The sequence below is a fragment of the Limosilactobacillus sp. genome, assembly GCF_051873075.1.
Taxonomy (GTDB): domain Bacteria; phylum Bacillota; class Bacilli; order Lactobacillales; family Lactobacillaceae; genus Limosilactobacillus.
On record NZ_JBJEEM010000038.1, the window covers coordinates 26,976 to 49,569 of the forward strand.

The 22,594-nt window shown below is 49.8% G+C and carries 25 protein-coding genes; 12 read left to right on the forward strand and 13 right to left on the reverse strand.

The window, feature by feature from the left end; genetic code table 11:
- Nucleotides 1-16: 16 nt before the first annotated feature.
- The 6 genes from ACI31J_RS05145 to ACI31J_RS05170 all read right to left on the reverse strand — a co-directional run bounded on the left by ACI31J_RS05145 (nucleotide 17) and on the right by ACI31J_RS05170 (nucleotide 5,527).
- Nucleotides 17-1,228 (reverse strand): chloride channel protein, encoded by a 1,212-nt coding sequence (locus ACI31J_RS05145; RefSeq protein WP_439773365.1) that lies wholly within the window; start codon nucleotides 1,226-1,228, stop codon nucleotides 17-19.
- A gap of 124 nt (nucleotides 1,229-1,352) precedes the next feature.
- Nucleotides 1,353-1,979, reverse strand: coding sequence for a TetR/AcrR family transcriptional regulator (locus ACI31J_RS05150; RefSeq protein ID WP_439773366.1), 627 nt, complete (start codon nucleotides 1,977-1,979; stop codon nucleotides 1,353-1,355).
- 21 nt (nucleotides 1,980-2,000) lie between these two features.
- Entirely contained in the window at nucleotides 2,001-3,116 is a 1,116-nt protein-coding gene (locus tag ACI31J_RS05155) for an ABC transporter permease (protein ID WP_439773367.1), read from the reverse strand.
- A complete protein-coding gene (locus ACI31J_RS05160; protein WP_439773368.1) occupies nucleotides 3,094-3,837 on the reverse strand; it encodes an ABC transporter ATP-binding protein in 744 nt (247 codons plus the stop codon). Before ACI31J_RS05160 ends, ACI31J_RS05155 begins: the two co-directional genes overlap by 23 nt.
- Nucleotides 3,838-4,120: 283 nt before the next feature.
- The gene (locus tag ACI31J_RS05165; protein ID WP_439773369.1) at nucleotides 4,121-4,747 is read right to left on the reverse strand and encodes a GyrI-like domain-containing protein; all 627 of its coding nucleotides are present in this window, start codon (nucleotides 4,745-4,747) and stop codon (nucleotides 4,121-4,123) included.
- A 39-nt stretch (nucleotides 4,748-4,786) separates the two neighbouring features.
- Nucleotides 4,787-5,527: an SDR family NAD(P)-dependent oxidoreductase gene (locus tag ACI31J_RS05170; protein ID WP_439773370.1), complete on the reverse strand. Its 741-nt coding sequence runs from the start codon at nucleotides 5,525-5,527 to the stop codon at nucleotides 4,787-4,789.
- A gap of 114 nt (nucleotides 5,528-5,641) precedes the next feature.
- Here ACI31J_RS05170 and ACI31J_RS05175 point away from each other — a divergent pair, with 114 nt between their 5' ends.
- From ACI31J_RS05175 to ACI31J_RS05185, 3 genes are all read left to right on the forward strand, one after another.
- The gene (locus tag ACI31J_RS05175) at nucleotides 5,642-5,869 is read left to right on the forward strand and encodes a hypothetical protein (protein ID WP_439773371.1); all 228 of its coding nucleotides are present in this window, start codon (nucleotides 5,642-5,644) and stop codon (nucleotides 5,867-5,869) included.
- Between the two features lie 21 nt (nucleotides 5,870-5,890).
- Nucleotides 5,891-6,829, forward strand: a complete 939-nt coding sequence (locus ACI31J_RS05180) for an amidohydrolase family protein (protein ID WP_439773372.1) — start codon at nucleotides 5,891-5,893, stop codon at nucleotides 6,827-6,829.
- Nucleotides 6,830-6,890: 61 nt separating this feature from the next.
- Nucleotides 6,891-7,214: a DMT family transporter gene (locus tag ACI31J_RS05185; protein ID WP_439773373.1), complete on the forward strand. Its 324-nt coding sequence runs from the start codon at nucleotides 6,891-6,893 to the stop codon at nucleotides 7,212-7,214.
- 102 nt (nucleotides 7,215-7,316) lie between these two features.
- Here the strand turns inward: ACI31J_RS05185 and ACI31J_RS05190 are convergent, their stop codons facing one another.
- The 3 genes from ACI31J_RS05190 to ACI31J_RS05200 all read right to left on the reverse strand — a co-directional run bounded on the left by ACI31J_RS05190 (nucleotide 7,317) and on the right by ACI31J_RS05200 (nucleotide 9,072).
- A complete protein-coding gene (locus tag ACI31J_RS05190; protein WP_439773374.1) occupies nucleotides 7,317-7,646 on the reverse strand; it encodes an ArsR/SmtB family transcription factor in 330 nt (109 codons plus the stop codon).
- A 14-nt stretch (nucleotides 7,647-7,660) separates the two neighbouring features.
- Nucleotides 7,661-8,224 (reverse strand): cadmium resistance transporter, encoded by a 564-nt coding sequence (locus ACI31J_RS05195; protein WP_439773375.1) that lies wholly within the window; start codon nucleotides 8,222-8,224, stop codon nucleotides 7,661-7,663.
- Nucleotides 8,225-8,394: 170 nt separating this feature from the next.
- Nucleotides 8,395-9,072: a dihydrofolate reductase family protein gene (locus tag ACI31J_RS05200; RefSeq protein WP_439773376.1), complete on the reverse strand. Its 678-nt coding sequence runs from the start codon at nucleotides 9,070-9,072 to the stop codon at nucleotides 8,395-8,397.
- Nucleotides 9,073-9,291: 219 nt separating this feature from the next.
- Here ACI31J_RS05200 and ACI31J_RS05205 point away from each other — a divergent pair, with 219 nt between their 5' ends.
- Together ACI31J_RS05205 and ACI31J_RS05210 are read left to right on the forward strand one after the other, a co-directional pair.
- A complete protein-coding gene (locus ACI31J_RS05205; RefSeq protein ID WP_439773377.1) occupies nucleotides 9,292-9,978 on the forward strand; it encodes an FMN-dependent NADH-azoreductase in 687 nt (228 codons plus the stop codon).
- A gap of 35 nt (nucleotides 9,979-10,013) precedes the next feature.
- The gene (locus ACI31J_RS05210; protein ID WP_439773378.1) at nucleotides 10,014-10,499 is read left to right on the forward strand and encodes a MarR family transcriptional regulator; all 486 of its coding nucleotides are present in this window, start codon (nucleotides 10,014-10,016) and stop codon (nucleotides 10,497-10,499) included.
- 103 nt (nucleotides 10,500-10,602) lie between these two features.
- Here the strand turns inward: ACI31J_RS05210 and ACI31J_RS05215 are convergent, their stop codons facing one another.
- Nucleotides 10,603-10,974, reverse strand: coding sequence for a hypothetical protein (locus ACI31J_RS05215; RefSeq protein WP_439773379.1), 372 nt, complete (start codon nucleotides 10,972-10,974; stop codon nucleotides 10,603-10,605).
- Between the two features lie 134 nt (nucleotides 10,975-11,108).
- On the opposite strand from ACI31J_RS05215, the gene hrcA reads away from it, so the two are divergent.
- The 7 genes from hrcA to lepA all read left to right on the forward strand — a co-directional run bounded on the left by hrcA (nucleotide 11,109) and on the right by lepA (nucleotide 19,770).
- On the forward strand, nucleotides 11,109-12,158 hold the full coding sequence (gene hrcA / locus ACI31J_RS05220; protein WP_439773380.1) for a heat-inducible transcriptional repressor HrcA: 1,050 nt from the start codon (nucleotides 11,109-11,111) through the stop codon (nucleotides 12,156-12,158).
- Between the two features lie 12 nt (nucleotides 12,159-12,170).
- Complete coding sequence (gene grpE, locus ACI31J_RS05225; RefSeq protein WP_439773381.1) at nucleotides 12,171-12,746, forward strand: nucleotide exchange factor GrpE; 576 nt, start codon at nucleotides 12,171-12,173, stop codon at nucleotides 12,744-12,746.
- A gap of 31 nt (nucleotides 12,747-12,777) precedes the next feature.
- Nucleotides 12,778-14,655, forward strand: coding sequence for a molecular chaperone DnaK (gene dnaK / locus ACI31J_RS05230; protein WP_439773382.1), 1,878 nt, complete (start codon nucleotides 12,778-12,780; stop codon nucleotides 14,653-14,655).
- Between the two features lie 119 nt (nucleotides 14,656-14,774).
- A complete protein-coding gene (dnaJ, locus tag ACI31J_RS05235; RefSeq protein WP_439773383.1) occupies nucleotides 14,775-15,932 on the forward strand; it encodes a molecular chaperone DnaJ in 1,158 nt (385 codons plus the stop codon).
- A gap of 233 nt (nucleotides 15,933-16,165) precedes the next feature.
- The gene (locus ACI31J_RS05240; protein ID WP_439773384.1) at nucleotides 16,166-16,930 is read left to right on the forward strand and encodes a protein-ADP-ribose hydrolase; all 765 of its coding nucleotides are present in this window, start codon (nucleotides 16,166-16,168) and stop codon (nucleotides 16,928-16,930) included.
- A complete protein-coding gene (locus ACI31J_RS05245) occupies nucleotides 16,884-17,777 on the forward strand; it encodes a Sir2 silent information regulator family NAD-dependent deacetylase (RefSeq protein ID WP_439773385.1) in 894 nt (297 codons plus the stop codon). Before ACI31J_RS05240 ends, ACI31J_RS05245 begins: the two co-directional genes overlap by 47 nt.
- A gap of 157 nt (nucleotides 17,778-17,934) precedes the next feature.
- Nucleotides 17,935-19,770, forward strand: a complete 1,836-nt coding sequence (gene lepA, locus ACI31J_RS05250) for a translation elongation factor 4 (protein WP_439773391.1) — start codon at nucleotides 17,935-17,937, stop codon at nucleotides 19,768-19,770.
- A gap of 357 nt (nucleotides 19,771-20,127) precedes the next feature.
- Here the strand turns inward: lepA and ACI31J_RS05255 are convergent, their stop codons facing one another.
- From ACI31J_RS05255 to ACI31J_RS05265, 3 genes are all read right to left on the reverse strand, one after another.
- Nucleotides 20,128-21,252, reverse strand: a complete 1,125-nt coding sequence (locus ACI31J_RS05255) for a hypothetical protein (RefSeq protein ID WP_439773386.1) — start codon at nucleotides 21,250-21,252, stop codon at nucleotides 20,128-20,130.
- Between the two features lie 92 nt (nucleotides 21,253-21,344).
- Nucleotides 21,345-21,794, reverse strand: coding sequence for a hypothetical protein (locus ACI31J_RS05260; protein WP_439773387.1), 450 nt, complete (start codon nucleotides 21,792-21,794; stop codon nucleotides 21,345-21,347).
- Nucleotides 21,795-21,852: 58 nt separating this feature from the next.
- The gene (locus ACI31J_RS05265) at nucleotides 21,853-22,518 is read right to left on the reverse strand and encodes a LexA family protein (protein WP_439773388.1); all 666 of its coding nucleotides are present in this window, start codon (nucleotides 22,516-22,518) and stop codon (nucleotides 21,853-21,855) included.
- Nucleotides 22,519-22,594 lie beyond the last annotated feature (76 nt).

A 22,594-nucleotide genomic window follows, 5' to 3' on the forward strand; every position in this document is an offset into this window, starting at 1 on the left:
AGGTTCTCCGTCCCTTTTAAGGCTTGATTTTGGGATAACGCTTTAACAGGTAACTGGTGAGCAGACAGGCAAGCAGGACAAAGCCGCTGAACTGGATGGGCAGCAGAAGGATCAGGATGATTGCACTAATCAGGGGCTTTTCCAGGATGACGGTGATCGCGGCGGCCACGACCAGGCTGGCCGTCAGCCGCGGCATCCAGGGAAAAGCCTGGGCCAGGGCGGCACCGACAGCCAGGCTGCTGAAGATGGCGGGGAAGATGGTTCCGCCGCGCCAGCCCAGGGCAAACCCGGCGTTGGTAACGACCGTCTTGATCACGGCCAGCAGAATTAAGAACAGGGGGCTCAACGCCAGTGAGCGGTGGGCGAAGGGGACAATGCTGAATTCGCCAGAAAAGAGGACGTCGTGGCTGAAACGGGCGGCAATTGTCAGGAGTGCTCCCCCCGCAAATGCTTTAACGATCGGCCAGCGGGGGGAACTCAGCCAGTGTTCACTCAGCCGGCTGACCCTGACGAAGAAGTAGCCGAAACACCAGCCGACGACCAGGGCCGGGATAACCACGAGGATTCCCTGCCATCGCCAGTCAATGGTGGGGTGGTGAAAACCGATCACGCCTTCCTGGGGGAAGAAGTGAAAGTAGCCAAAGAAACCTACCAGGCCGACGAGGGTCCAGCCCCAGGTGAAGATTTGCCGGCGTCGTTTACTGGGGAAGTAGTCCTTGAATGCACGCGGATGATCCCCCGGGTGAAAGCGGGTGCGGGTGATTGCCCGCAATTGGGAACCCAGAGGCTTGGTGTGATAATCAATCGCCTGGTCATGGATCAGCTTGTAGCGGCAGCCAAACCAGTAGACCATTCCCGCCACCAGACCGCTGGCGCTGGCTTCGGGCCCGACGCTGGCCCCGGCTCCCAAGATCAGGAGGCCGGCGAGCAGGATCTTCCACCAGTTGCGATAGGAAAAGTACCCGTTGACCTTAACCTCATCCAAGATCTTGGCAATGGTCAACGGGTAGGGTCCAACGTACTTTTGAATCAAGCCGATGATCAGGCTGAAGGACAGGCAGATGACCGGAATCTGCCACCGGCTGGGGAGGTGGAGCTCGGCGGGAAGGGGATGCCAGATTAGGTGAATAACAAAGTTGATTGTATTCAGGTAGAGCCCGGTCAGCACACCGATGATGATGGCGGCGACAAGCAGGTATAGCGTGGCAAGCAAGCGATAGCGTTTCATGAAAATGGCTCCTCATTAATTAATCTGTCCCTTATTCTAGCGAAGCTGCCTGATGAGAACAAGTGAAGTGAGAATTTGGCGAGTAACGGACGTTAAGCAAAAAAGGAGATTAGGAAGGTCTTTCCTAGTCTCCTTTTAAAGTTAGGTTAACTAAAATCTGCTTTTGAATTAGTTCGAGGTCCTCCTTGCTGCCAGCCAGGCCCAGCAACTTGTTCTGCAGGACGTAGACGAGAATTGGACCCACGAAGATCCGGGCAAGCTGGGGCGGCGTTAGTTCTTGATTGATTTCTGGGAAATCCGTCGGCAACTTTTGCAGTTTCTTAAGGATCCCATCGTCACCATGAAAGAATTCGCGGTAGGAATGATCATCGACGAGGTGCCCCGTCAGGATCTCTTGCAGGATCACCCGGATAAAGTCAAAGTTGACCTCAATGAACTTGATCCGGTCGGTCACGATGAATTCGACAAGGGTGGGCAAGTCTTTTTGATCATCAAGGTTACTGAAGAAGTTCTGTTTGATCTCCATCAGGATCGGCTGCAGGAGTTTAACCAGCAGGTCATCCTTTGAAGAAAAGTATTTATAGATGGTCCCTTCGCTGACGCCCGCCTGCTTGGCAATCTTGGCGGTTGTGGTCGCATGAAAGCCGTTGCTGGCAAAGAGCTTCAGTGCCGTTGTCAGGACCTTTTTCTTGCCGGCCGGCATCTTGGCAGCGGCCAGCTGGGCTTCGTAGTTTGCTAAAACTTGGGCCATTGGTTTCACCCCCTACCCAAATTATACTTTACGGTAACGCTTGAGGCCAACAATATTCAGCCAGAGCAGGACGACGAGGAAGATCAGCAGGGCTAAGATGTCGCCGCCGAGGCTGGTAAGCCCCTTCCCGTACATGACAATTTGCGTCATGGCATCCCCGGTGTAGGTCAGTGGCAGAATCTTACCAATGTATTGAACCCACGGTGCCATCGAGTCTAAGGGGATGATCCCGGAGAAGAAGACCTGGGGGACGATGACCAGGGGGATGAACTGCATCATCTGAAACTCGGAGTTAGCCAGCGTTGACATGAGGATCCCGAAGGCCAGGGCGACCAGCGCGAGCAGGAAACTGATCAGGATGATGTTGATCACACTGCCGACGACCTCAACCTTCAATAGCCAGACGGTGGCGAGGACAATGACGGTGGACTGGATGATTGAGATAAAACCGTAGCCTAGCATGTAGCCAAAAACGATCTCACTCCGCTTGACGGGGGTGGCCAGTAGGCGGTCGAGGGTTCCGGAGGTTCGTTCCCGCAGGAGGGCCATCCCGGAGATCAGAAAAACAAAGAAGAAGACGAAGAAACCCATCAGAATGGGGACAATCTTGGCGAAGAAGCCGGTGTCCCCATCACCGTATTGGTAATGGTTGCTGATTGTGGGAGCGTGACCGTTTTGCTTGGGCAGGGGGATATTCGGGTTCGTGACCCTGACGACGCTTTGCAGCTGGTGAACCCCATGGGAAAGCGTCCCGATTGTCGACGCAGTAATGGCCGCCTTGAGGGCCTGCTTGGTGAGGACGGTCTTGCTCGAATCCGTGTTGGCATAGGTCACATTGTACCGATTTTGTTTTTGGTCGTACTTGATGATGGCATCGGTCGAATTATTCTTTAATTTCCTTTGGGCCTGTCGTGCGGAAGTGGGGGTTACACTTACCCCGTCGACCTTTTTAAGGTTGGTCTGCATTGACTGACTGACGTTAACTGTCGCAATGGTGGCCGTCGTGTTGGAGTTGGCCGAAAACATGACGTTCATCAGCCACATGATTAGGATCGGGGCCAAAAACATCAGGGCCAGGGTCCGTTTATCGCGGAAGAGCTCCATTAAGACCCGTTTAGTGATCGCTAGTATTCGCATCTTGATCCTCCCTTTCTGCTTTTAGGAAAACTTCTTCAATGGTGGTAACCTGGTACTGCTGCTCAAGCTGCTTGGGGGCGGCAAAGGCGATCACGTCCCCGTGCAAAAGGAGGGCGACCCGGTCGGTTTGCTCGGCCTCGTCCATGACGTGGGTCGTGATCAGGACACTCTGTCCTCGACCACGCAGACCCCGGAGTTCTTGCCAGATTTGCCGTCGTAGGGCCGGGTCGATCCCGACGGTTGGTTCGTCGAGAATCAGCAGTTCTGGCTGGCCGAGGAGGGCAATGGCTAAGGAGAGGCGGCGCTTCATTCCCCCGGAGTAGTCCTTGACGCGCTGGTCGAGGTAATCGGTAAGGCCAACCACTGCACTGACGTGACTGATTTCTTGAGCAAGCTGCCGGCCCGTGACCCCCTTCATCTTACCAAAGAAGACGAGGTTTTCTTTGGCGGAGAGGCTCTCATACAGGGCATCCGATTGCGCCATGTAGCCAATTTTACTGAGAACCAGCCGGTTGGGCATAGTCTCTCCCAAGACGAGGGCGGTGCCGCTGGTGGGCTTTTCCATGCCGAGCATTGCTTTGATGGCCGTTGTTTTACCCGAGCCGGAGGGGCCGATTAGGCCGACGATCTCACCAGGGTGAACCGTTAAATTGACATCGCGAAGAACGGTGCTGTTATTAAACTGTTTTTCTAGGTGGTGGAGCTGGATTAGGTTATCCATATTGATACCTCTTTTCTATTGGTGAGTAAACACTTACCTTGCAAAGCATATTATAGTGAGTATTTACTCACCTTGCAAGTTAAAAATGATGCCACCACTATTGTTGTTAGGTGATGGCATGTTGACATAGGTTGATGATTGCCTTGGCGGTGAACGGGATGGGATGGCCTAGTTTATGGAGATGGTTGGTAAAAGTTAACAGGGATCAGCTAAAACTAGCGGAGTTAGCGTCAGTAATCTAGCGGGTTGGGACTGTAATGTCCAGACTGGGGGAACAGTTGCCTTATTTAACGGGGAGCCGGATTACCGTCTTCAGGTTGGCCGCTTTGGTGCGGCGGGGGTCAGACAGGTAGATCTCATGGTGGTGCCGGTGGTCGTTGATGTTGACCTGGAGACCCTTGGCGGCGATGAATTCGTGCAGCTTGGCAACGGTGGCCGGTTCCGCGTCGTATGGCCCGACGTGCAGGGCCTGGACGCACCGGCCTTCGTGGAGGGTGAGAAATTCAACGTTATCGAAGGCCCGCGCCTTCTTGGTGGCCGCCTCCTGAACTGCCCAGTTGAAGACGGCGCGGGTAACAAAGTCTGGCAAGCGGATCAGCGCGATAAAGCGAAACTGCTCTTTATGGGTGTAGTCGACCCCCTTAATGCCGTCTTGCCACCACAAACCCTCTAGCGGCGGAACGACAAAGTCAAAGTAATTATCAATGTGGTGGGGACCCTTCTTGCTCATCTTGATCGTGTAAGCAACCGCATAAAGCTGGCTGATTGCCTGTTGATATTCCCCGTGGGCATCGTTGGGATCACCGTGGCCGCGGACAGCGAGGTAGTTCAGCGAAGGAACGTCGATCAATTGCGGCCGCTTTCCCGGTACGTATAGTTTCTTCTGCTCTTTTTTGAAATCATAAGCCACGTTGGTCCCTCCTTAATCAGAATCATGTAGGGGATTAGCCTACATTGGCTGGCCGGTTGAAATTTCAAAGCCGGCGGTCACGGGAATGGTTTCCCCCGTAATCGCACTCGCGGCCGGACTGGCAACAAAGTAGATGGCGGCCGCCACTTCTGCCGGTTCGACGATGCGGTTTAATGGACTGTTCTTGGCAAACTTTTGCTTGTCCTGGTGGAAGAGTGGCGTGTTGGTCGGCCCGGGCGCCACCACGTTTACCCGGATATGGTTCTCCCCGTAGTCGATTGCCATGGCCCGGGTCATGTTGATGATGGCCCCCTTGGCGGCGTTGTAGGCGACCATGGCCCGGTCACCAGCCAGGCCGGAAACGGAGGAGATATTAACGATGCTGCCGCGTTGCTGGTTGATCATTGTCGGCAGGAAGGCCTTGCTGACCAGGTAGGTTCCCTTGACGTCGACGGCAAAGATTCGGTCCCAATCTTCTTCGCTGGTTTCGTGAAGTTTGCCATGGATCACAATTCCGGCGTTGTTGACGAGGGCGTCGATGGCCGTGAACCGGTTGAGGATCGTTTGCTTGGCATTTTCAACGTCAGCGGGATGGCTGATGTCGGCCTGAACAAAGATAACCCGGGATGGGGAATATTTTTGGCCGAGCTGGTCCGCTACGGCTGCCCCTTTCTTGGCATCACGACCGATCAGAACGGCATTCCAATCATGCTTAAGGAAAATTTCAGCGGTGGCCAGTCCAATTCCGGAGGTGCCGCCGGTAATAACAACTGTTTGCATTTTTAATCTGCCCCTTTCTAGTCTTTCTATGATTGATTATGCCACCTTTGGATGTGCTTGGCTATTGGTCGGTGAATTCTTTATAATGAAGAAGATACAAAGGAAGTGAACAAGATGAAGCCAGAAACAATGAAAGCCCTGCAGGATTGGCTGCACGGCCGTAATTATACCCTGGAGCAGGCGGGGGCAAGCCTGCTCCTTAAGTACCGAGGACAGGAACGCGCGGTGATCACGCCGCCGGACCGCTACCAGGTTAAGAATGTTGACATGAACTTCAACGAGTGGGTCGAGTTTAACAAGTGTATCCGCAATATTCGCCACTATCTGAATGCCCAGTCATAACCAAAGTGAGGAGGAATTAAAGTGAAAACCATTGATGTCTTTGCCCATGTTTTACCGCCGGCCTTCTATCAAAAGATGCTGGCCATTGATCCGCAGATTCCCACGCGGGCCCCGTTTATCAAGCATCCGATGCTGACTAACCCCGCCCTACGGAACAGTTACCTGCCGTCGGATAGCTTTCAGGTTGTCTCGGCGGTAAACGTCAATCCAGAGGACTACGTGGCTGGGCGGCAAGCCGCGGCGCTATGTCAAGCAGCCAACCAGGAGATTGAAGAAATTGTCGAGGATAACCCCAAGTTCATTGGTGGCATTGCCATGCTGCCGATGAATAATATTCCCGCCGCCGTCAAGATCATTGAAGAGATTAAGAACGCTCCATCCTTGCTGGGCGCGCAGATCTTTACCCGCGCCCTTGGCAAGAGCATTGCTGCTCCTGAGTATGCGCCCGTGTTTGCCACCGCGGCCGCTAATGATGTTTTGCTCCTGCTGCATCCCGTCTTTGATTCGCAAAAACGGGAGAATAACATTGTCTTCAGCTGGGAATACGAGTTGAGCAACGCGATGCTTCAGCTGGTACAGGCCGGGATCTTTACCAACTACCCTGATTTGAAGGTGATCGTTCACCATGCCGGGGGAATGGTGCCATTCTTTGCTGGGCGAATCAAGCACATCCTGCCGGAAGAACAGGCGGCGGCCTTTCACCGCTTCTATGTCGACACGGCAATCCTGGGGAACCCGGCGGCTCTGGAGTTGACGGTCGATTACTTTGGCGCTGACCATGTCTTGTTTGGGACCGATGCGCCGTTGGGAATTGCACCGGCGGGGGCGACCAAGGAGATCATTGCCGCACTTGACCAGGCCGAATTGTCACCGGCGGCGCGGAAAAAGATTTTTTACCAGAACTTTGCTCGGCTTTTTCATTTCCCAACCTCGCAAGAAAAAGCAGAAATTCAAGACTAAAAATCGACGGATCTCACCGATATAATTATCTCTATTGATATAAGGGGAGGCGATTGTATTGATGGGATACTTAGAATTGGCGTTGGCAATTATCGGTGAGGTGATTGGTACCAACTTTATGAAGGCGTCCGCGGGCTTCACCAAGTTAGTACCGACCATGGTAACGATTGTTGCCTACATCGCCTGCTTCTATTGCTTCGCGCAGTCTTTAAAGACGGTTAACCTCAGTGTGGCCTACGCGACCTGGGGCGGGTTGGGAATCATCCTGACCGCGATTGTGGCCGTCACGGTTTGGCATGAAGCAATTTCTTTGCCGGAACTCTTGGGAATTGTCATGATCATCGCCGGGGTGGTACTATGCAACTTCTTTTCCGGCGCCCATTAAAAAGGATCCAGACGGTAATTCAGATTACTGTTTGGATCCTTTTTCCATTCGGACGGGTGTAATTCTTTTGAAAATAAATCTTGCTCATCAACGGTAAAAAGACTAATACATGTTTTTGGGATGCGGTAGTCCCTTAATTTCGTGGCGGACGTGATTTAGCATGTCGTCGACCATTTCGACAACGTGCGGGTCGTCCAAGACATAGAATACCTTGGTCCCTTCTTTGTGGTTACGGACCAGCTGGTAGCGTCGCAGAATTCCCAGTTGTTTGGAGACGATGGGTTGGGCAATCCCCAGCGCCTGAACAATCTCGTTGACTGAAACGTTGTTATCCTGGTAGCGAAGAAAATATAAGATCTTGATCCGGGTACCGTTGCTCAGTACCTTATAGATCTTGGCAGCTTCGTTGATTAGGTCATCACTTATTTCCAATTATGCGCACGCTCCTATATCAGTTTGATTAGGTGAGTGATCAGGCCGCTGTCCCAAAACACGTAAAGGCCGACGCCGATGTAGACGACCTTCATCAGGATTTCGCTGTACTTTGTCATGAAGTGGCTGACAACTGGAATCTCACCAATCAGCTTTAATAAGCATACGATTATTATCGTAAAAATGCCGACAAAGAGCAATACCTCCAGAAAATGGGCCAGGCTGACGCCGGTTAAGATCGGCAAAAAGATGGATAGGTTGCAACCGGCACACACGGACAGGTATGTTACCAGGACCGTTATGACCGGGTTGTGGTGTTCCTCACTGCTGGGGTCTTCGTCGTTATCGTGCAGGGCCATCCAGATGGGCAAGATCCCAAGAATTCCCAGCAGCCATTCGGGGAGAAACATTGCCAAGATTTGTCCGGCAAAGTAGCTAGCTGCCACGAGGATCAGAACGCCAGCCAGGTAGCCGAGGATAACATCGCGCAGCTTAAACCTCCTTAGCAATAGCAACAGGATGAAGAAAAAGTCCAGGTTAACCGCGATAAAGGTTGCCAAGATAATCCACCAATTCATATGAGTGCCTCCAATATATCAAATTCGATATGCATTATATACCAAATTTGATATATGTAAATGGGAAATGAAATAATTTTCGGTGATGAACTAAGGGAGTTAGGCAAAAATACAAAAGCCCACGGTAATTTTCATAGTTACTGCGGGTTCTTGTGTGATGACATTAAATTTTATTTAACCAGGTAGCGCAACCAAATCGCGCCGTCATCGTAGCTCTTGACGTCCTTTAGCTTAAGGGCAATTGGCTGTCGATTTTCCGGCCGGCCGTCGAATAGGCTCGGCTGGTTGATTCGACCATCGGCACCGGCCCCGATCAAGATGCTGATCTCGTCGATTAGGCCGGCATCGAGAAAGCCGCCGTTGATGCGTCCGCCACCGACGATTGCCAGACGCGCAACGTTAAATTCGGTTGCCAGAATGTCCATCGCGCGCGGGAGGTCGACTTGCTGGGCGCCCGTTGCAATCCATGAGATACCCTGTTCATTGAGGTAATCAAGATATTCTGTGGTTACCTGTTCGCTGGTGATGATCAGGTGGGGGAAACGATTGCCTGTTTCCTTGTGCCAATGCAGGGTTCCCTTGGTATCGACGACGATGTTATAGCTGGTAGCAGCGGTATTCTTAGCAAAGGCGGTCTTGTTGAGTTGGGTGGTGTTCTGCGGAACAAATTTACCGCCGCCGGTCAGTTCCGTCGCTGCCGTTACCCGACCGCTGATCCGGGTTGGGGCGTCCAGTGCATCCAGGGTGGAATAGTATTCTGGCTCGCCCGCCAGCTGGGCAGTCATTGCACAGTCGATGCGACCATCGACGGAAGTCATCATGTGGCAAATGATATATGGCTTATTCATTATTAATCCCTCCTTGTTGTCGTTAACTAAATGATAGTGCAAGGGGAGGACTATTTGAAATACCTATTATTGTTAGCCTATAATTCAATAATTACATGGCATTGCCGACAAGGCAGCGAGCAGACAAAATATTTTTCTAATTATTGTTGACAAGCAACATAAATGGAGTAAAATGTTTCATAAATAATGTTGCTTGACAACAAAAAAGGAAATGATTTTATGACTACATTATTAGTAATTCAAGCCCATCCACATACTGCCCAAAGCCTCTCGTTGACCGTGGGAAAGCAGTTTGTCGACACGTATCAGGCAACTCATCCCGACGATAAGGTCCTCATCCGCGACCTATATGCAGCAGGGGGCGTACCACCGCTGAACGACCAGACGATGGAGGCCTGGCGCAAGCAAAAGTTCGGTGAGGAGCTGAGCATGGAGGAGCAGGCACTGCTGAAGCGACACGCGGAATGGCTAGACGAATTCATTGCCGCCGACAAGTATGTCTTCATTAACCCAATGTATAACCATTTCCTCCCGGCCGAGATGAAACAATACCTTGACCTGACGGCGGTTGCTCACAAGACCTTTAAGTACACGTCGAATGGTTCCGTAGGTTTGCTAACGGGCAAGAAGGCCATTCACATTCAGGCTGCCGGCAGCGAGTACCACAAGGGTGGCAAGTGGGGAACCATCAAGTTCCTGATTAAGAAGGCCTTTGGTATCAAGAGCAAGCAAAGCTCGGCCCTGATGGACCTCGGTGACTTGTACCTGACCAACATGCTGAAGTTTTACGGGGTGACCGACGTTGAGAAGCTGTTCATTGAGGGTGCCGACGCCCATCGTGACCAGCGGCAGGCAATCCTTGACAATGCGCTGACGGCGGCCAAGACCATGGCGAAGACATTCTGATATAATAGTCTTAAAAATTAGGGGCGAGGTTAAAAATGAATACAGATGCGATAACCGATATCCGGCAAACAATCGAACGGTTGCGGACCCAGCACGGTAATGCCCACGGCTCAAAGGAACAGCAGTGGATCCAGGCCCACCTGACTGATGACCGTCTGGGAGAAATTGTCCTTAAGCTGTCGATCGTGGCCTTCCACATCCTATCCACCCTGGAAGCGGGGGCGCAAACGGGGATCGAGATTGCCGATAAGATCAACGTTACCCGGGGCGGGGTTACCCGGGCGGCCAAGAAACTTCTTCAATACAACCTGATTAATGCGGAAAAGCATCCCGATGATAAGAAAAAAATTTATTATTCCCTGACTGCGGACGGTCAGACGGTGGCGAAAGTACACGACCAGCTGCATGAGCTGATCAAGAAACGGCTGGTTAACAAACTGACAGTAAAATATTCACCGGATCAGCTTCAGGTGGTGGCAGCCTTTCTCAATGACTTATACCGGCTAGAACAGGATTTCTAAAACGTCCACAGGGTAAAAATAACGCCCGGCGAGCTGATGGAGCTTCGTCGGGCGTTATTCTTACTGACTTATTAGAATGATACGCCGTGGACCACGGCAGCAATTAGTGGCGGCTTGCGCGGTGACTGCCGCCTTGGTGAATTTTGTGGACCCGGCGTTTGAACTTAGGTCCGTCATCCGTTACCAACCTGAAGTGGCGCATCTTACCCTTGAATGGGTGCCCCGTGAGCCTGAGGTTGGTCCAGGAACGCATGATGTCGGTCATCTGGTCAAGCTCTTTAAGCCGGTCGGGGTCGCCCTCCTGCTGGGCTGCCTCTTTGATGTCTGACTGCAACCGGTAAACCAAGTTATTGTGGTAGGCAAGCAGCTCGCTGGTCAGGGGAGCGTTGCGGTATTTATTGAAGAGGCTTTGGATCAGCTCCATGGCCTCCTTGGCGTTGTGGGGCTGAACATAACGGTGATCGTCGCTACTCATTTGATATAGATCTCCTTCTAAATTTATTTTAATAATTATTTTGACATTTCTTGACTTTTAAGGTCCTGATTGGTATATTATACAGTGTGTTTAGCACTTGACCCTAAAGAGTGCTAAAAGGGGAAGTGATAAAAATGCTAACACAGCGTCAAAACAAGATCCTGCAAGCGATTGTACGTCAATACACGTCGACTGGTCAACCGGTGGGGTCACGGCACCTGGCAGAGGCCTTACCGTTTAAGGTGAGCTCTGCAACGGTGCGTAACGAGATGGCTGTCTTGGAGAAGGCTGGCCTGATTTTGAAGGAGCACTCCTCATCAGGTCGTCTTCCCTCCAAGAAGGGGTATCGTTACTATGTTGACCACCTCCTGGACCCCCAGGCGGTGACGGACAACGACCTTGTGGTTATTCAAAACTCATTGGGCACTAGTTTTCAAAAGATTGATGAGATCATCTCGCACTCGGCTGATATTTTGTCAAATCTTACCTCATACACGGCGTTTACCTTGAAGCCCGAGCAGGCTGATGTTCGGCTCAGCGGTTTTCGCCTCGTGCCGCTTGGCAACCACAAAGTTATTGCTATCTTGGTGACGGATAGTGGGGACGTCGAGAGTCAGGCATTTACTCTGCCACGCAACCTCGACCTGGATGCCCTGCAGGCCGTTATCCGGATGATCAATGATCAGTTAGTGGGGTTGCCGCTGACCGATGTGATGAGACGATTGAATGATGATATTCCAATCCGGGTCATGCATTATATGCACAGTGCGGATGGCTTCTTGGATCTCTTTGACAACGTCGTATCAAAGGCTGCCCGTGAGCAGTTCTTTATCGGCGGCCGATTAAACCTTTTGGATTTCTCGAATACACGGGATCCGCAAGCGTTGCAGACCATGTATCGTCTGTTGGATCATGATGATGAACTTTCACACCTTCTCGACACTGGCAAGTCCGGTGATGGGGTCAACGTTCGCATCGGATCTGAGATTTCAAAAGACAAAGTGCTTGATAATTATAGTCTGATTACGGCAACCTATGATGTTGACCAGTATGGCAAGGGAATCATTGCCGTGCTCGGGCCAACCAGGATGCCATACTCCCGGACGATTGGCCTGGTAAACGCCTTTCGTCAGGAACTGGCCAAGCGCCTCTTGGACTTTTATCGGCATTACTATGATTCATAGGAGGCGAGTTAATTGGCAGAAAAGAAAAATGATCAGCAGGCTCAGCAGTCTGAGGAAACAAAGGCAACTGCTAAGCAGGCACCTAAAGATGATAAAAATAAAAAAGAATCAGCAACCAGTCAGGTTGATGAATTAAAAGCGCAAATCAAGGACCTTAAGCAGCAACTGGATGAAAAGGATGACAAGTACCTGCGGGCCGAGGCCGAGATTCAAAACATGACGACCCGGTTCAAGAAGGAACAGGCCCAACTCCTGAAGTATGACGGTCAGGACTTGGCCAAGTCAGTATTGCCAGTCTTGGACAATCTCAAGCGGGCCTTGACCATTGAGGTTACCGACGAGAATGGCAAGCAGCTGAAGAAGGGTATTCAGATGGTTCACGACCACCTGATCAATGCTCTGACCGATCACGGTATTACCGAGATTGAGGCTGAGGGCAAGCCGTTTGATCCTACCCTGCACCAGGCAGTCCAAACCGTTCCGGTTAAGGATGGCCAGGAGGCTGACACTGTTGTTCAGGTTTTGCAGGCTGGTTACCAGCTTAAGGACCGTGTCTTACGGCCAGCAATGGTTGTTGTGGCACAGTAATTTAATTTTATAAAAAAGAGGGAAATAAACTATGGCAAGCAATAAGATTATTGGTATTGACTTAGGTACTACTAACTCCGCCGTTGCCGTTATGGAAGGTAACGAACCAAAGATTATCACTAACCCAGAAGGGAGCCGGACAACGCCATCCGTTGTTTCATTCAAGAACGGTGAAACTCAAGTTGGTGAAGTCGCAAAGCGGCAAGCAATTACGAACCCTAACACGATTTCTTCTATTAAGAGTCACATGGGTGAAGCCGGCTACACGGTTGAAGTGGACGGCAAGAAGTATACTCCACAAGAAATTTCCGCAATGATTCTTCAGTACCTGAAGAAGTACGCCGAAGATTACATTGGTGACACGGTTGACAAGGCCGTTATCACGGTGCCAGCCTACTTCAACGATGCTCAACGGCAAGCCACTAAGGATGCCGGTAAGATCGCGGGTCTGGATGTTAAGCGGATCATCAACGAACCAACTGCTTCTTCCCTGGCTTACGGTCTGGACAAGAAGGACAAGGATGAAAAGATCCTGGTTTACGACCTTGGTGGTGGGACCTTCGATGTTTCCATCCTGGAATTAGGTGACGGGGTCTTCCAAGTTCTCTCCACGAACGGTGATACCCACCTTGGTGGTGACGACTTCGACCAAAAGATCATGGACTGGTTGATCGACGGCTTCAAGGAAGAAAATGGCGTTGACCTTTCCAAGGATAAGATGGCTCTGCAACGGTTGAAGGATGCTGCTGAAAAGGCCAAGAAGGACCTTTCTGGTGTTCAAGAAGCCCAAATCAGTCTGCCATTCATCTCCGCTGGTGAAAACGGCCCACTGCACTTGGAAAAGACTTTAACTCGGGCTCAATTCAACCAACTGACTAATGACCTGGTTGAACGGACGAAGCAACCAGTGCTGAACGCCTTGAAGGATGCCGACCTGTCATTCGATGACATTGACGAAGTTATCTTAAACGGTGGTTCAACTCGGATCCCAGCCGTTCAAGAAATGGTTAAGGAATTGACTGGCAAGGAACCTAACCACTCCATCAACCCTGATGAAGCCGTTGCCCTCGGTGCTGCTATCCAGGGTGGGGTTCTGACCGGTGATGTTAAGGACGTTGTTCTGCTTGATGTTACCCCACTGTCATTGGGTATTGAAACCATGGGTGGTGTCTTCACTAAGTTGATTGACCGGAACACGACCATCCCAACTTCCAAGAGTCAAATCTTCTCAACTGCCGCTGATAACCAATCAGCCGTTGACATCCACGTTCTGCAGGGTGAACGGCCAATGGCAGCTGACAACAAGACCTTAGGGAACTTCCAACTGACGGACATTCCGGCTGCCCCTCGTGGTGTTCCACAGATCAAGGTTACCTTCGACATTGACAAGAACGGGATCGTTAACGTTTCTGCCAAGGACATGGGAACTGGCAAGGAACAAAAGATCGTGATCAAGTCCAACTCCGGTCTGTCTGATGAAGAAATCGAACGGATGAAGAAGGATGCCGAGGAACACGCCGAAGCCGACAAGAAGAAGAAGGAAGAGGTTGACCTGAAGAACGAAGTCGACCAAGAACTCTTCCAAGTCGACAAGACCTTGAAGGAAGTCAAGGGCAAGGTTCCTGAAGAAGACATCAAGAAGGCCGAAAGTGCCCGTGATGACCTGAAGAAGGCCAAGGAAAGCGGCAACCTCGATGACATGAAGGCCAAGAAGGATGCCTTGAACAAGGTTATCCAAGACCTCAGTGTCAAGCTCTACAAGCAGGCCCAAGGAGCACAAGGCGGCGCTCAGGGCGGTGCTAACCCGAACAATGGCGGTGCCAACAACGGTAACAACAACCAAAATGGCAACAATGGTGACACCGTTGACGGTGACTTCAAGGATGTAACGCCTGACGACAAGAAGTAATCTCAACTGTTGACAAAAGTAATGTAAAAGCCAAAGGCCATCGTTTGAGGACTTTGGCTTTTACTTTCATTTGTCAATTGTGGTATAACTAAACCAAATCAACTTGTGAGGGATTATATATGGCAGAAAAAGATTACTACGACATTTTAGGGGTCTCTAAGGATGCGTCTGAGGCGGATATCAAGCACGCATATCGGCGTTTGGCTGCGAAGTACCACCCGGATGTCAACCACGAGCCTGGTGCTGAGGAGAAGTTCAAGAAGATCAACGAAGCCTACGATGTCTTGAGTGACCAGCAAAAGCGGGCTCAGTACGACCAGTATGGATCCGCTGGTCCCCAGGCCGGTGCTGGTGGTTTCGGCGGCTTTGGCGGTGGCCAGGGCGGTTACAGCCAGGGCTTTGGCGCTGGCGGCTTTGACGACATCTTTAGCCAGTTCTTCGGCGGTGGCGGCCGGTCTCGACAGGACCCAACGGCGCCGCGACCGGGTCGTGACCTGCAGTATGCGATGACCCTGAAGTTCATGGATGCGGTTTTCGGTAAGACGACGACCATCAAGTATGACCGTGATGAGCAGTGCAAGACCTGCCACGGTACCGGTGCCAAGCCGGGTAAGTCTGCCACGACCTGTCAACGCTGTGGTGGTCAAGGCTTTATCGTTTCCGTTCAGCGGACGCCGCTGGGGAACATGCAGACGCAGACGACTTGTCCTGAATGTCACGGGACTGGTAAGGTGATTAAGCCGGAAGATCGTTGTGAAACCTGCCACGGTACTGGTCATGTTCACGAAAAGCACGAGCTGGAAGTTAAGGTTCCTGCCGGTGTTGATGATGGTCAGCAAATGCGGCTCCAGGGTCAAGGGGATGCCGGGACTAATGGCGGCCCTGCCGGTGACCTTTACATCGTCTTTCGGGTAACGCCTAGTCGGGACTTCCGTCGTGATGGTTCGACGATCTACGTGGACCGCGATATTTCCTTTGCCCAAGCTGCTTTGGGTGACGAGGTCAAGGTCAAGACCGTTCATGGTGACGTTGACCTGAAGATCCCGGCTGGTACCCAATCGGAGACTAACTTCCGCCTGCGCGGCAAGGGAGTTCCGCACCTCAATGGTAGTGGCAACGGTGACGAGCACGTTACCGTTCACGTTCGGACGCCAAAGAGCATGAACAAGCGGCAGCGGGAAGCCATGCTGGCCTTTGCCGCCGCTAGCGGCGAGGATGTCAAGGGAGTCAAGAAGTCGGTCTTGGATAAGCTTCGGGACGCCTTTGAAGACCGTTAAGATGTAAATAAGAAATAAAAATCCATTCGATAAATTTTTCGAATGGATTTTCTTTTTGAATTCTTGTTGACAATAAAAACACAGGTGCTAATATAATACTTGTAAATGTTAAAATTACATGTCGACAAAGACTGGTACTGCACTTAAGTGGCGGCCGTGGAGATGCGAAAACATGACCGTTACGAAGCGGGCCGCTGGTTTGCCAGCTTGAAAGGCTTTTTAGGAGGCAACGAATGGACCATAATGCAAAACGTTTATACCTAATTCGGGCGTTAATTGCCGAAAAGGCAGAATATGATACGATTCAAATACCGCCAGACCCTGCCCAGCAAAAATTACTTTTGCGTGCGCTGATGAACGTTCGGGCGCCCAGGGCAATTAGTGCGCAGTTCCAACGGGTTCAAGATTCTTACCTGAAAGAAGACGCGTTGGCAAAAGGGAGTGTCTCAGCGGTACAATTTCCCGCTGGAATTAGCGTTTGGCAGGGCGACATTACCCGCCTTGGAACCGATGCGATTGTTAATGCTGCCAATAGCGGCATGACCGGGTGCTATGTTCCCAATCATTCGTGTATCGATAACGCAATCCATACCTTTGCGGGAATTGAGTTACGAAATAAATGTGCTGAAATAATGCAGGGACAGGGGCACCCCGAAGAAACAGGCCGTGCCAAGATAACTCCCGCATATAATTTGCCGAGTAAGTATATCATCCATACGGTCGGGCCAATTGTGAAGACGGCGGTGCCAACTAATCGTGAAATCCAACAGCTCAAATCCTCGTATCGCAACGCTTTGCAGCTAGCGGCAGCAAATGGCTTGACCAGCATTGCGTTCCCGTGTATCTCCACCGGTGTCTTTCACTTTCCTAATTCACTGGCCGCTCGGATTGCGGTGACGGAAGTCCAAAGATTTTTACAACATAATTCTATTATTCAGAAGGTGATTTTTAATGTGTTCAAAGACTACGACCGGGCAATCTATCAGGAACTGCTTTAGCCAGATCAGGCAAGTTATTGATGATGCGGAGGCACTTGTTATCGGCGCCGGGGCGGGCCTTTCCCTAGCCGCTGGTTTTACCCTTAACGGGGACCGTTTTACAAATTACTTCGCTGACTTTATCACGAAGTTCGGCCTGACCGACATGTACAGCGGCGGCTTCTATTCCTTCCCTAATCGCCAAACATACTGGAGTTGGTGGAGCCGGGTGATTTGGCTTAACCGTTATCAGCCAGCGCCGCGGGATACCTACCGGCGCCTTTATAGTTTAATCCATGGGCAGAATTACTTTGTGCTGACAACCAATGTCGATCACCAGTTTCAGCAGGCCGGGTTCGATAAACGCCGGCTCTTTTATACCCAGGGGGACTATGGCCTGTTTCAGCAGGCCACGACCAAGCAGACCTTTGATAATCGACCCTTGATTGAGAAGATGATTCGCGCCCAGGGCTTTAAAATTGGCGATAACGGGGAATTGCAAAAACCAGCCCAGCTGTCAATGGATATTGATCCGGCGTTAATTGAACAGGCGGACCAGTACCAGCTTAACTTGCGGGTGGATGGTAGTTTTGTTGAAGATTCGGGATGGCATAACGCTGCTGGTCGGTTTAACCATTTCGTTGAGCACTATGGCAACAGCAAAATCGTTTTTCTTGAATTAGGTGTGGGGCACAACACCCCAGGGATCATCAAGTATCCATTCTGGCAGTGGACCTTTAATAACCCGCAGGCAAGGCTGGTCACCGTTAACGCAATGGACGCTTCGTTTCCGGCAGAGCTTGATCAGCAAGCCATCGGTTTAAGAATGGACATTAATCAGTTTATCGATTCTTTGACAGCAAATTAATGCAGACGCCCTCAATAGCTAGCTGCGGCTAATAAAATCAGCCGCCTTCATTTATCGATGGGGCCAACATCATCGCCCCTTTTGGCTTTTCATCACCGCGGGGAGTTTGTTATACTAGAAATAGTATTTTCACAGAAAGAGTGACGTAAGAATGACAATGAGTCTAGATGAAATGAAGGCGCGCCAGAAGCGCATTCGGAACTTTTCAATTGTGGCCCATATCGACCATGGGAAGTCCACGCTGGCTGACCGGATTCTGGAGATGACCGACTCGATCAGTAAGCGGGAGATGAAGAACCAGATCCTGGATGATATGCCCCTAGAGCGGGAGCGGGGAATCACCATCAAGCTGAACGCCGTGGCCCTGACCTACCATGCCAAGGACGGCCAGGACTACATCTTTCACTTGATTGACACCCCGGGTCACGTCGACTTCTCCTACGAGGTTTCACGTTCGCTGGCTGCCTGTGAGGGTGCCATCCTGGTGGTTGACGCAACGCAGGGAGTTGAGGCCCAGACGCTGGCCAATGTTTACCTAGCCCTGGACAACGACCTGGAGATCCTGCCGGTGATCAACAAGATCGATCTGCCGTCCGCCGATCCGGAGGGCACCAAGAAGCAGATCGAAGACGAAATCGGACTGGATACCGACGAAGCCGTTGACGTCAGTGCCAAGACGGGCCTGGGCGTCGACAAGGTCTTAGAGAAGATCGTCAAGGATGTGCCGGCGCCGACTGGTGACTTGACGGCACCGCTGAAGGCCTTGATCTTTGATTCCAAGTACGATGACTACCGCGGGGTGGTCCTCAGTGTGCGGGTCTTTGAGGGGACCGTCAAGAAGGGGGATAAGATCCGCCTGATGAACAGCGGGACCGAGTACGAAGTGGCCGAGGTCGGGATCAACTCGCCAAAGCCCCTGGCACGGGACGTCTTGATGGCGGGGGATGTTGGTTACATCACCGCAGCTATCAAGGACATTAAGGATACCCGGGTCGGGGATACGGTGACCAACGCCGACCGGCCAACGGAGAAGCCACTGGAGGGTTACCGGCAGATGACGCCGATGGTCTACGCGGGGCTTTACCCGACTGACAATGCCAAATTCAATGACCTGCGGGACGCCTTGGAGAAGCTCCAGTTGAATGATGCGGCGCTGACCTTCGAGCCGGAATCATCCCAGGCCCTGGGCTTCGGATTCCGGTGTGGCTTCCTGGGCCTTTTGCACATGGACGTGGTTCAGGAACGCCTGGAGCGGGAATTTAACCTCGATTTGATCACCACGGCGCCATCCGTTACCTACCACGTTGACCTGGCGGACGGGTCGATGAAGGAGGTCGAAAACCCGGCTGAAATGCCGGACGCCTCTTCGATCAAGGACATTAAGGAACCGTATGTCCGGGCTTCAATCATGGTGCCAAATGATTACGTCGGCCCGGTCATGGAGCTCTGCCAGCGGAAGCGGGGGATCTTCGATACGATGGAGTACCTCAGTGATACCCGGGTCAACGTGATTTACCATATTCCATTGTCGGAAATTATCTTCGACTTCTTCGATAAACTGAAGAGTTCGACCCGCGGATATGCTTCGCTTGATTATGAAATTGATGATTACAAGCCAAGCAATCTGGTTAAGATCGATATCCTGTTGAACGGGGACAAGGTCGATGCGCTCAGCTTCATTGCCCACAAGGACTTTGCCGCTGAACGTGGTCGCGACATCACTTCCAAGTTGAAGAAGATTATTCCCCGGCAGAACTTCGAGATTCCAATCCAGGCCGCCATTGGTTCCAAGATCATTGCCCGGACCAACATCAAGGCCTACCGGAAGGACGTTACCGCCCGGATCCACACTGGGGACCCGGACCGTCGTGCCAAGCTGCTGGAGAAGCAGAAGCGTGGTAAGAAGCGGATGAAGGCCGTCGGTAAGGTTGATATTCCGCAGGAAGCCTTCATGGCCGTTTTGAAGACCGATGAGCAATTGGATGATAAGTGATCGTTGAGATGACGGCGTTTGGTGCTTGCTAGAATTCACAAAGTAGACCAGTTTAATGCTTGCTTTCCTCTAGTGAGTCTTAGTAAATAGAAATTTAATAAGAAACCTAATTGCTATAGAAACTAATTTGTCGTCATTTAGCATCGTACAATACAAAAAGCAGCCTTTTTACAGGCTGCTTTTTTGGCTGTTCTGGTTGAGTCGGCTTTGTTTTAATTTAATATCAAGTTAACCTAAATGGAGTAGGCCAATAGCTGAACATTCCTACGTCTTTTTTATTTATTGCGATCTGCTAAACTTATTAGAAAGGTTTCAATACTTTTGTTAAACAAGCTGCGTTTATTATTCATATCAATTTTAGTATGCAAAACTATCGTCGAAATCATCTTCAGGCTGGTCGGCGGGGATACTTTGACTGTCTTGATCCTCACTTGAGCTATCATCGTCATCCGAATCATCGTAACTATAATCACCACTATCGTTGTCATTATAGTCAGCACTGCTTGAATCTGAATTAGTGTCTGTGTCTTCATCATCATCGTAGCCATATTCTTCATCATAGGCGATCAGCCAGCCAAGAATCACCCCAAGCTCAAAATCGTCACCATCGCTATCGGAACCGCCACCATCATTATCGTTGTTAGTGGCAACATTAGAAGAAGTATTAGCTGATTTGATGTTTGAAGTCTTTGTGGCATCACTGTTAACTGTTCCACTAGTGATTGCATCGAACTTTGTTTTGCCACCGATTGAAACGAAGAGGAACTTCTTATGATTTTCAGGGTTCATTAGCACAAGCGCTACTCTGCCGGAAGGTGTTTTGATCTTAGCCGAGAGTTTATTGATCTGTTTGCTAATATTTGGCCACTGATCCTTATCACCGTACATTGCCTGTGATATCTCATCCTCAAAGTCACTGTTCTTCTTCGGCGTAATAGTGTAGACAGTCTTAGACTTCTTAGCAACTAAAGCTCCTTTACCTAATGTGCTTTGAACCTTGGTTTGAACGTAAGAAGTCGTTGGATCGAAAGACAATTTAATGGTGGTAGGTTTGAACTTCTTATTTACTTGTTGCTTAAAAGCAGTCTTGTCCTTTTGACCTAAGTTTTCTGGATCTTTGACAGCAATAAAATGATATTTTAACTGGGTACCTTTTTTGGCATTCTTATTAGCCTTCAAGGGATCAATATATCCGGTGAATTTGCCATTCTTAACAACGGCATGGCCGGCCATCGAATTATTTCCACTGACAAGATTATCTTTATTATCGCTGTTAATGGCCATGACCTGGTAGCCATCAGGAGCCGAAGAGGTGCCTTTGATTTTCATTAAGCCATGTTGATAGTCTTTACTTCCATTAGCAGGGGTTACTTTGCTTGAGACTTCAGTACTATATGCTTTAACGTTGTTAATTTTCTTAGCGCATCCTGCTAGGCTCCCACACGCTAACAGAGCAGTACAGATTAAACCTATTTTTTTCATTATTTAGAACTCCCTAAAATCTGATATAATTAATTCGATATATTTTATTCAAAGATTTTACATCCCTTGTGGCGGCAGGGGATGTTTTTTATTTAGTCATTATCATCATTCATTACATCGTAGAGCGTTTCGCCATTGTAAGTCATGTACAACACTTTGTCGGTGTTTTCGGGATTGACAATTGCAAGGGGTGTCTTGATACGAAGATTATCATGAAGAGATTCTGATAAGTCATCGAGTGCGCTGGTCATATCATTCCAATCACTCTCGGATTCCTCGCCATCAAGAACAGCAATTGTTTCATCTTCAAATTCTTGACTAGTAGGTTTGATAGCAATGACATCGTTCTCTTTGTCGTAATAAACATCAGCTTCATCGCCAAAGTGATCTTGCATATCCGCTACTGCAGCTCTGATTCTAGAACGTTTTGATGCTTGAACTACTGTGGTATTGCTGCTATTTGTGTTAGTAACAACTGTTGTGGTAGCGAGGGAAACTCCAGCAAGGCCCACTGCCAACATAATCTTAAAACCTTTATTCATAAATAAATTCCTCCAAATTCAGCTTTTAACGTCAATCAGCTTATTGGACGTAATATTACTATTTAATATTCCATGAAACGTGAACAGCTTTTCCAACAATTTGACCCGGGGTGTCTTTGTCTAAAATGATCGGATCGAATTCGTTATTATCAGACATTAGTATAATCAAGCTCCCCTGATGTTTGATACGCTTTAGAGTTATCTTGTTTTCACCGTCAATAAGAATTGCTGCAATTTCGTTATCTTTCGCTGACGATTGTTCTCGAATAGTTACGATGGAGCCATCATGAATGGTTGGCTCCATACTCTTTCCTTTACAGCACAGAGCAAAAAGAGTACCTGTGGGAACAGGTTTCTCAAAAATTTCCTCAACATAGCCTTCAATATTTTCTTTAGCAGTGATTGAGTCCTTATGGTTGAGCTTGCCTATGAGTGGAATGCTGATATGCTCAAATTGATCGCTTATTAGTGGGAAAATTATATTAGTTGGTAATTTACTATCTGTCTTTTTTTTAGCAATTGAAGCGTTGGTTATTTCTCCTATTTTTACATGGAAGAGATCGGCTAAGTTTTGTAGTGACCCCATCCGTGGGGTCTTCAAACCGGTTTCCCAGTTAGAGATAGTTTGCTTAGAAACAGATAATTTATCTGCTAATTGTGCTTGTGTCCAACCTTTATTTTTCCTAAGACTTTTTAATTGAGAGGATATTGTATTTTCAACCATATAGCTTCACCCCTTTAATCTATTATATAACTTTAGGTTATTCAAATAAACGAAGCATTATAATAAAATATAAAAA

Coding starts and splice junctions, on each gene's coding strand:
- ACI31J_RS05175 (WP_439773371.1), top strand. CDS start 5,642: ATGAAGCCAGAAACAATGAAAGCCCTGCAGGATTGGCTGCACGGCCGT.
- ACI31J_RS05160 (WP_439773368.1), bottom strand. CDS start 3,837: ATGGATAACCTAATCCAGCTCCACCACCTAGAAAAACAGTTTAATAAC.
- ACI31J_RS05200 (WP_439773376.1), bottom strand. CDS start 9,072: ATGAATAAGCCATATATCATTTGCCACATGATGACTTCCGTCGATGGT.
- dnaJ (WP_439773383.1), top strand. CDS start 14,775: ATGGCAGAAAAAGATTACTACGACATTTTAGGGGTCTCTAAGGATGCG.
- ACI31J_RS05260 (WP_439773387.1), bottom strand. CDS start 21,794: ATGAATAAAGGTTTTAAGATTATGTTGGCAGTGGGCCTTGCTGGAGTT.
- ACI31J_RS05145 (WP_439773365.1), bottom strand. CDS start 1,228: ATGAAACGCTATCGCTTGCTTGCCACGCTATACCTGCTTGTCGCCGCC.
- ACI31J_RS05240 (WP_439773384.1), top strand. CDS start 16,166: ATGGACCATAATGCAAAACGTTTATACCTAATTCGGGCGTTAATTGCC.
- ACI31J_RS05215 (WP_439773379.1), bottom strand. CDS start 10,974: ATGAGTAGCGACGATCACCGTTATGTTCAGCCCCACAACGCCAAGGAG.
- ACI31J_RS05205 (WP_439773377.1), top strand. CDS start 9,292: ATGACTACATTATTAGTAATTCAAGCCCATCCACATACTGCCCAAAGC.
- ACI31J_RS05195 (WP_439773375.1), bottom strand. CDS start 8,224: ATGAATTGGTGGATTATCTTGGCAACCTTTATCGCGGTTAACCTGGAC.
- ACI31J_RS05155 (WP_439773367.1), bottom strand. CDS start 3,116: ATGCGAATACTAGCGATCACTAAACGGGTCTTAATGGAGCTCTTCCGC.
- ACI31J_RS05170 (WP_439773370.1), bottom strand. CDS start 5,527: ATGCAAACAGTTGTTATTACCGGCGGCACCTCCGGAATTGGACTGGCC.
- lepA (WP_439773391.1), top strand. CDS start 17,935: ATGAGTCTAGATGAAATGAAGGCGCGCCAGAAGCGCATTCGGAACTTT.
- hrcA (WP_439773380.1), top strand. CDS start 11,109: ATGCTAACACAGCGTCAAAACAAGATCCTGCAAGCGATTGTACGTCAA.
- ACI31J_RS05150 (WP_439773366.1), bottom strand. CDS start 1,979: ATGGCCCAAGTTTTAGCAAACTACGAAGCCCAGCTGGCCGCTGCCAAG.
- ACI31J_RS05245 (WP_439773385.1), top strand. CDS start 16,884: ATGTGTTCAAAGACTACGACCGGGCAATCTATCAGGAACTGCTTTAGC.
- ACI31J_RS05185 (WP_439773373.1), top strand. CDS start 6,891: ATGGGATACTTAGAATTGGCGTTGGCAATTATCGGTGAGGTGATTGGT.
- dnaK (WP_439773382.1), top strand. CDS start 12,778: ATGGCAAGCAATAAGATTATTGGTATTGACTTAGGTACTACTAACTCC.
- ACI31J_RS05255 (WP_439773386.1), bottom strand. CDS start 21,252: ATGAAAAAAATAGGTTTAATCTGTACTGCTCTGTTAGCGTGTGGGAGC.
- ACI31J_RS05265 (WP_439773388.1), bottom strand. CDS start 22,518: ATGGTTGAAAATACAATATCCTCTCAATTAAAAAGTCTTAGGAAAAAT.
- ACI31J_RS05210 (WP_439773378.1), top strand. CDS start 10,014: ATGAATACAGATGCGATAACCGATATCCGGCAAACAATCGAACGGTTG.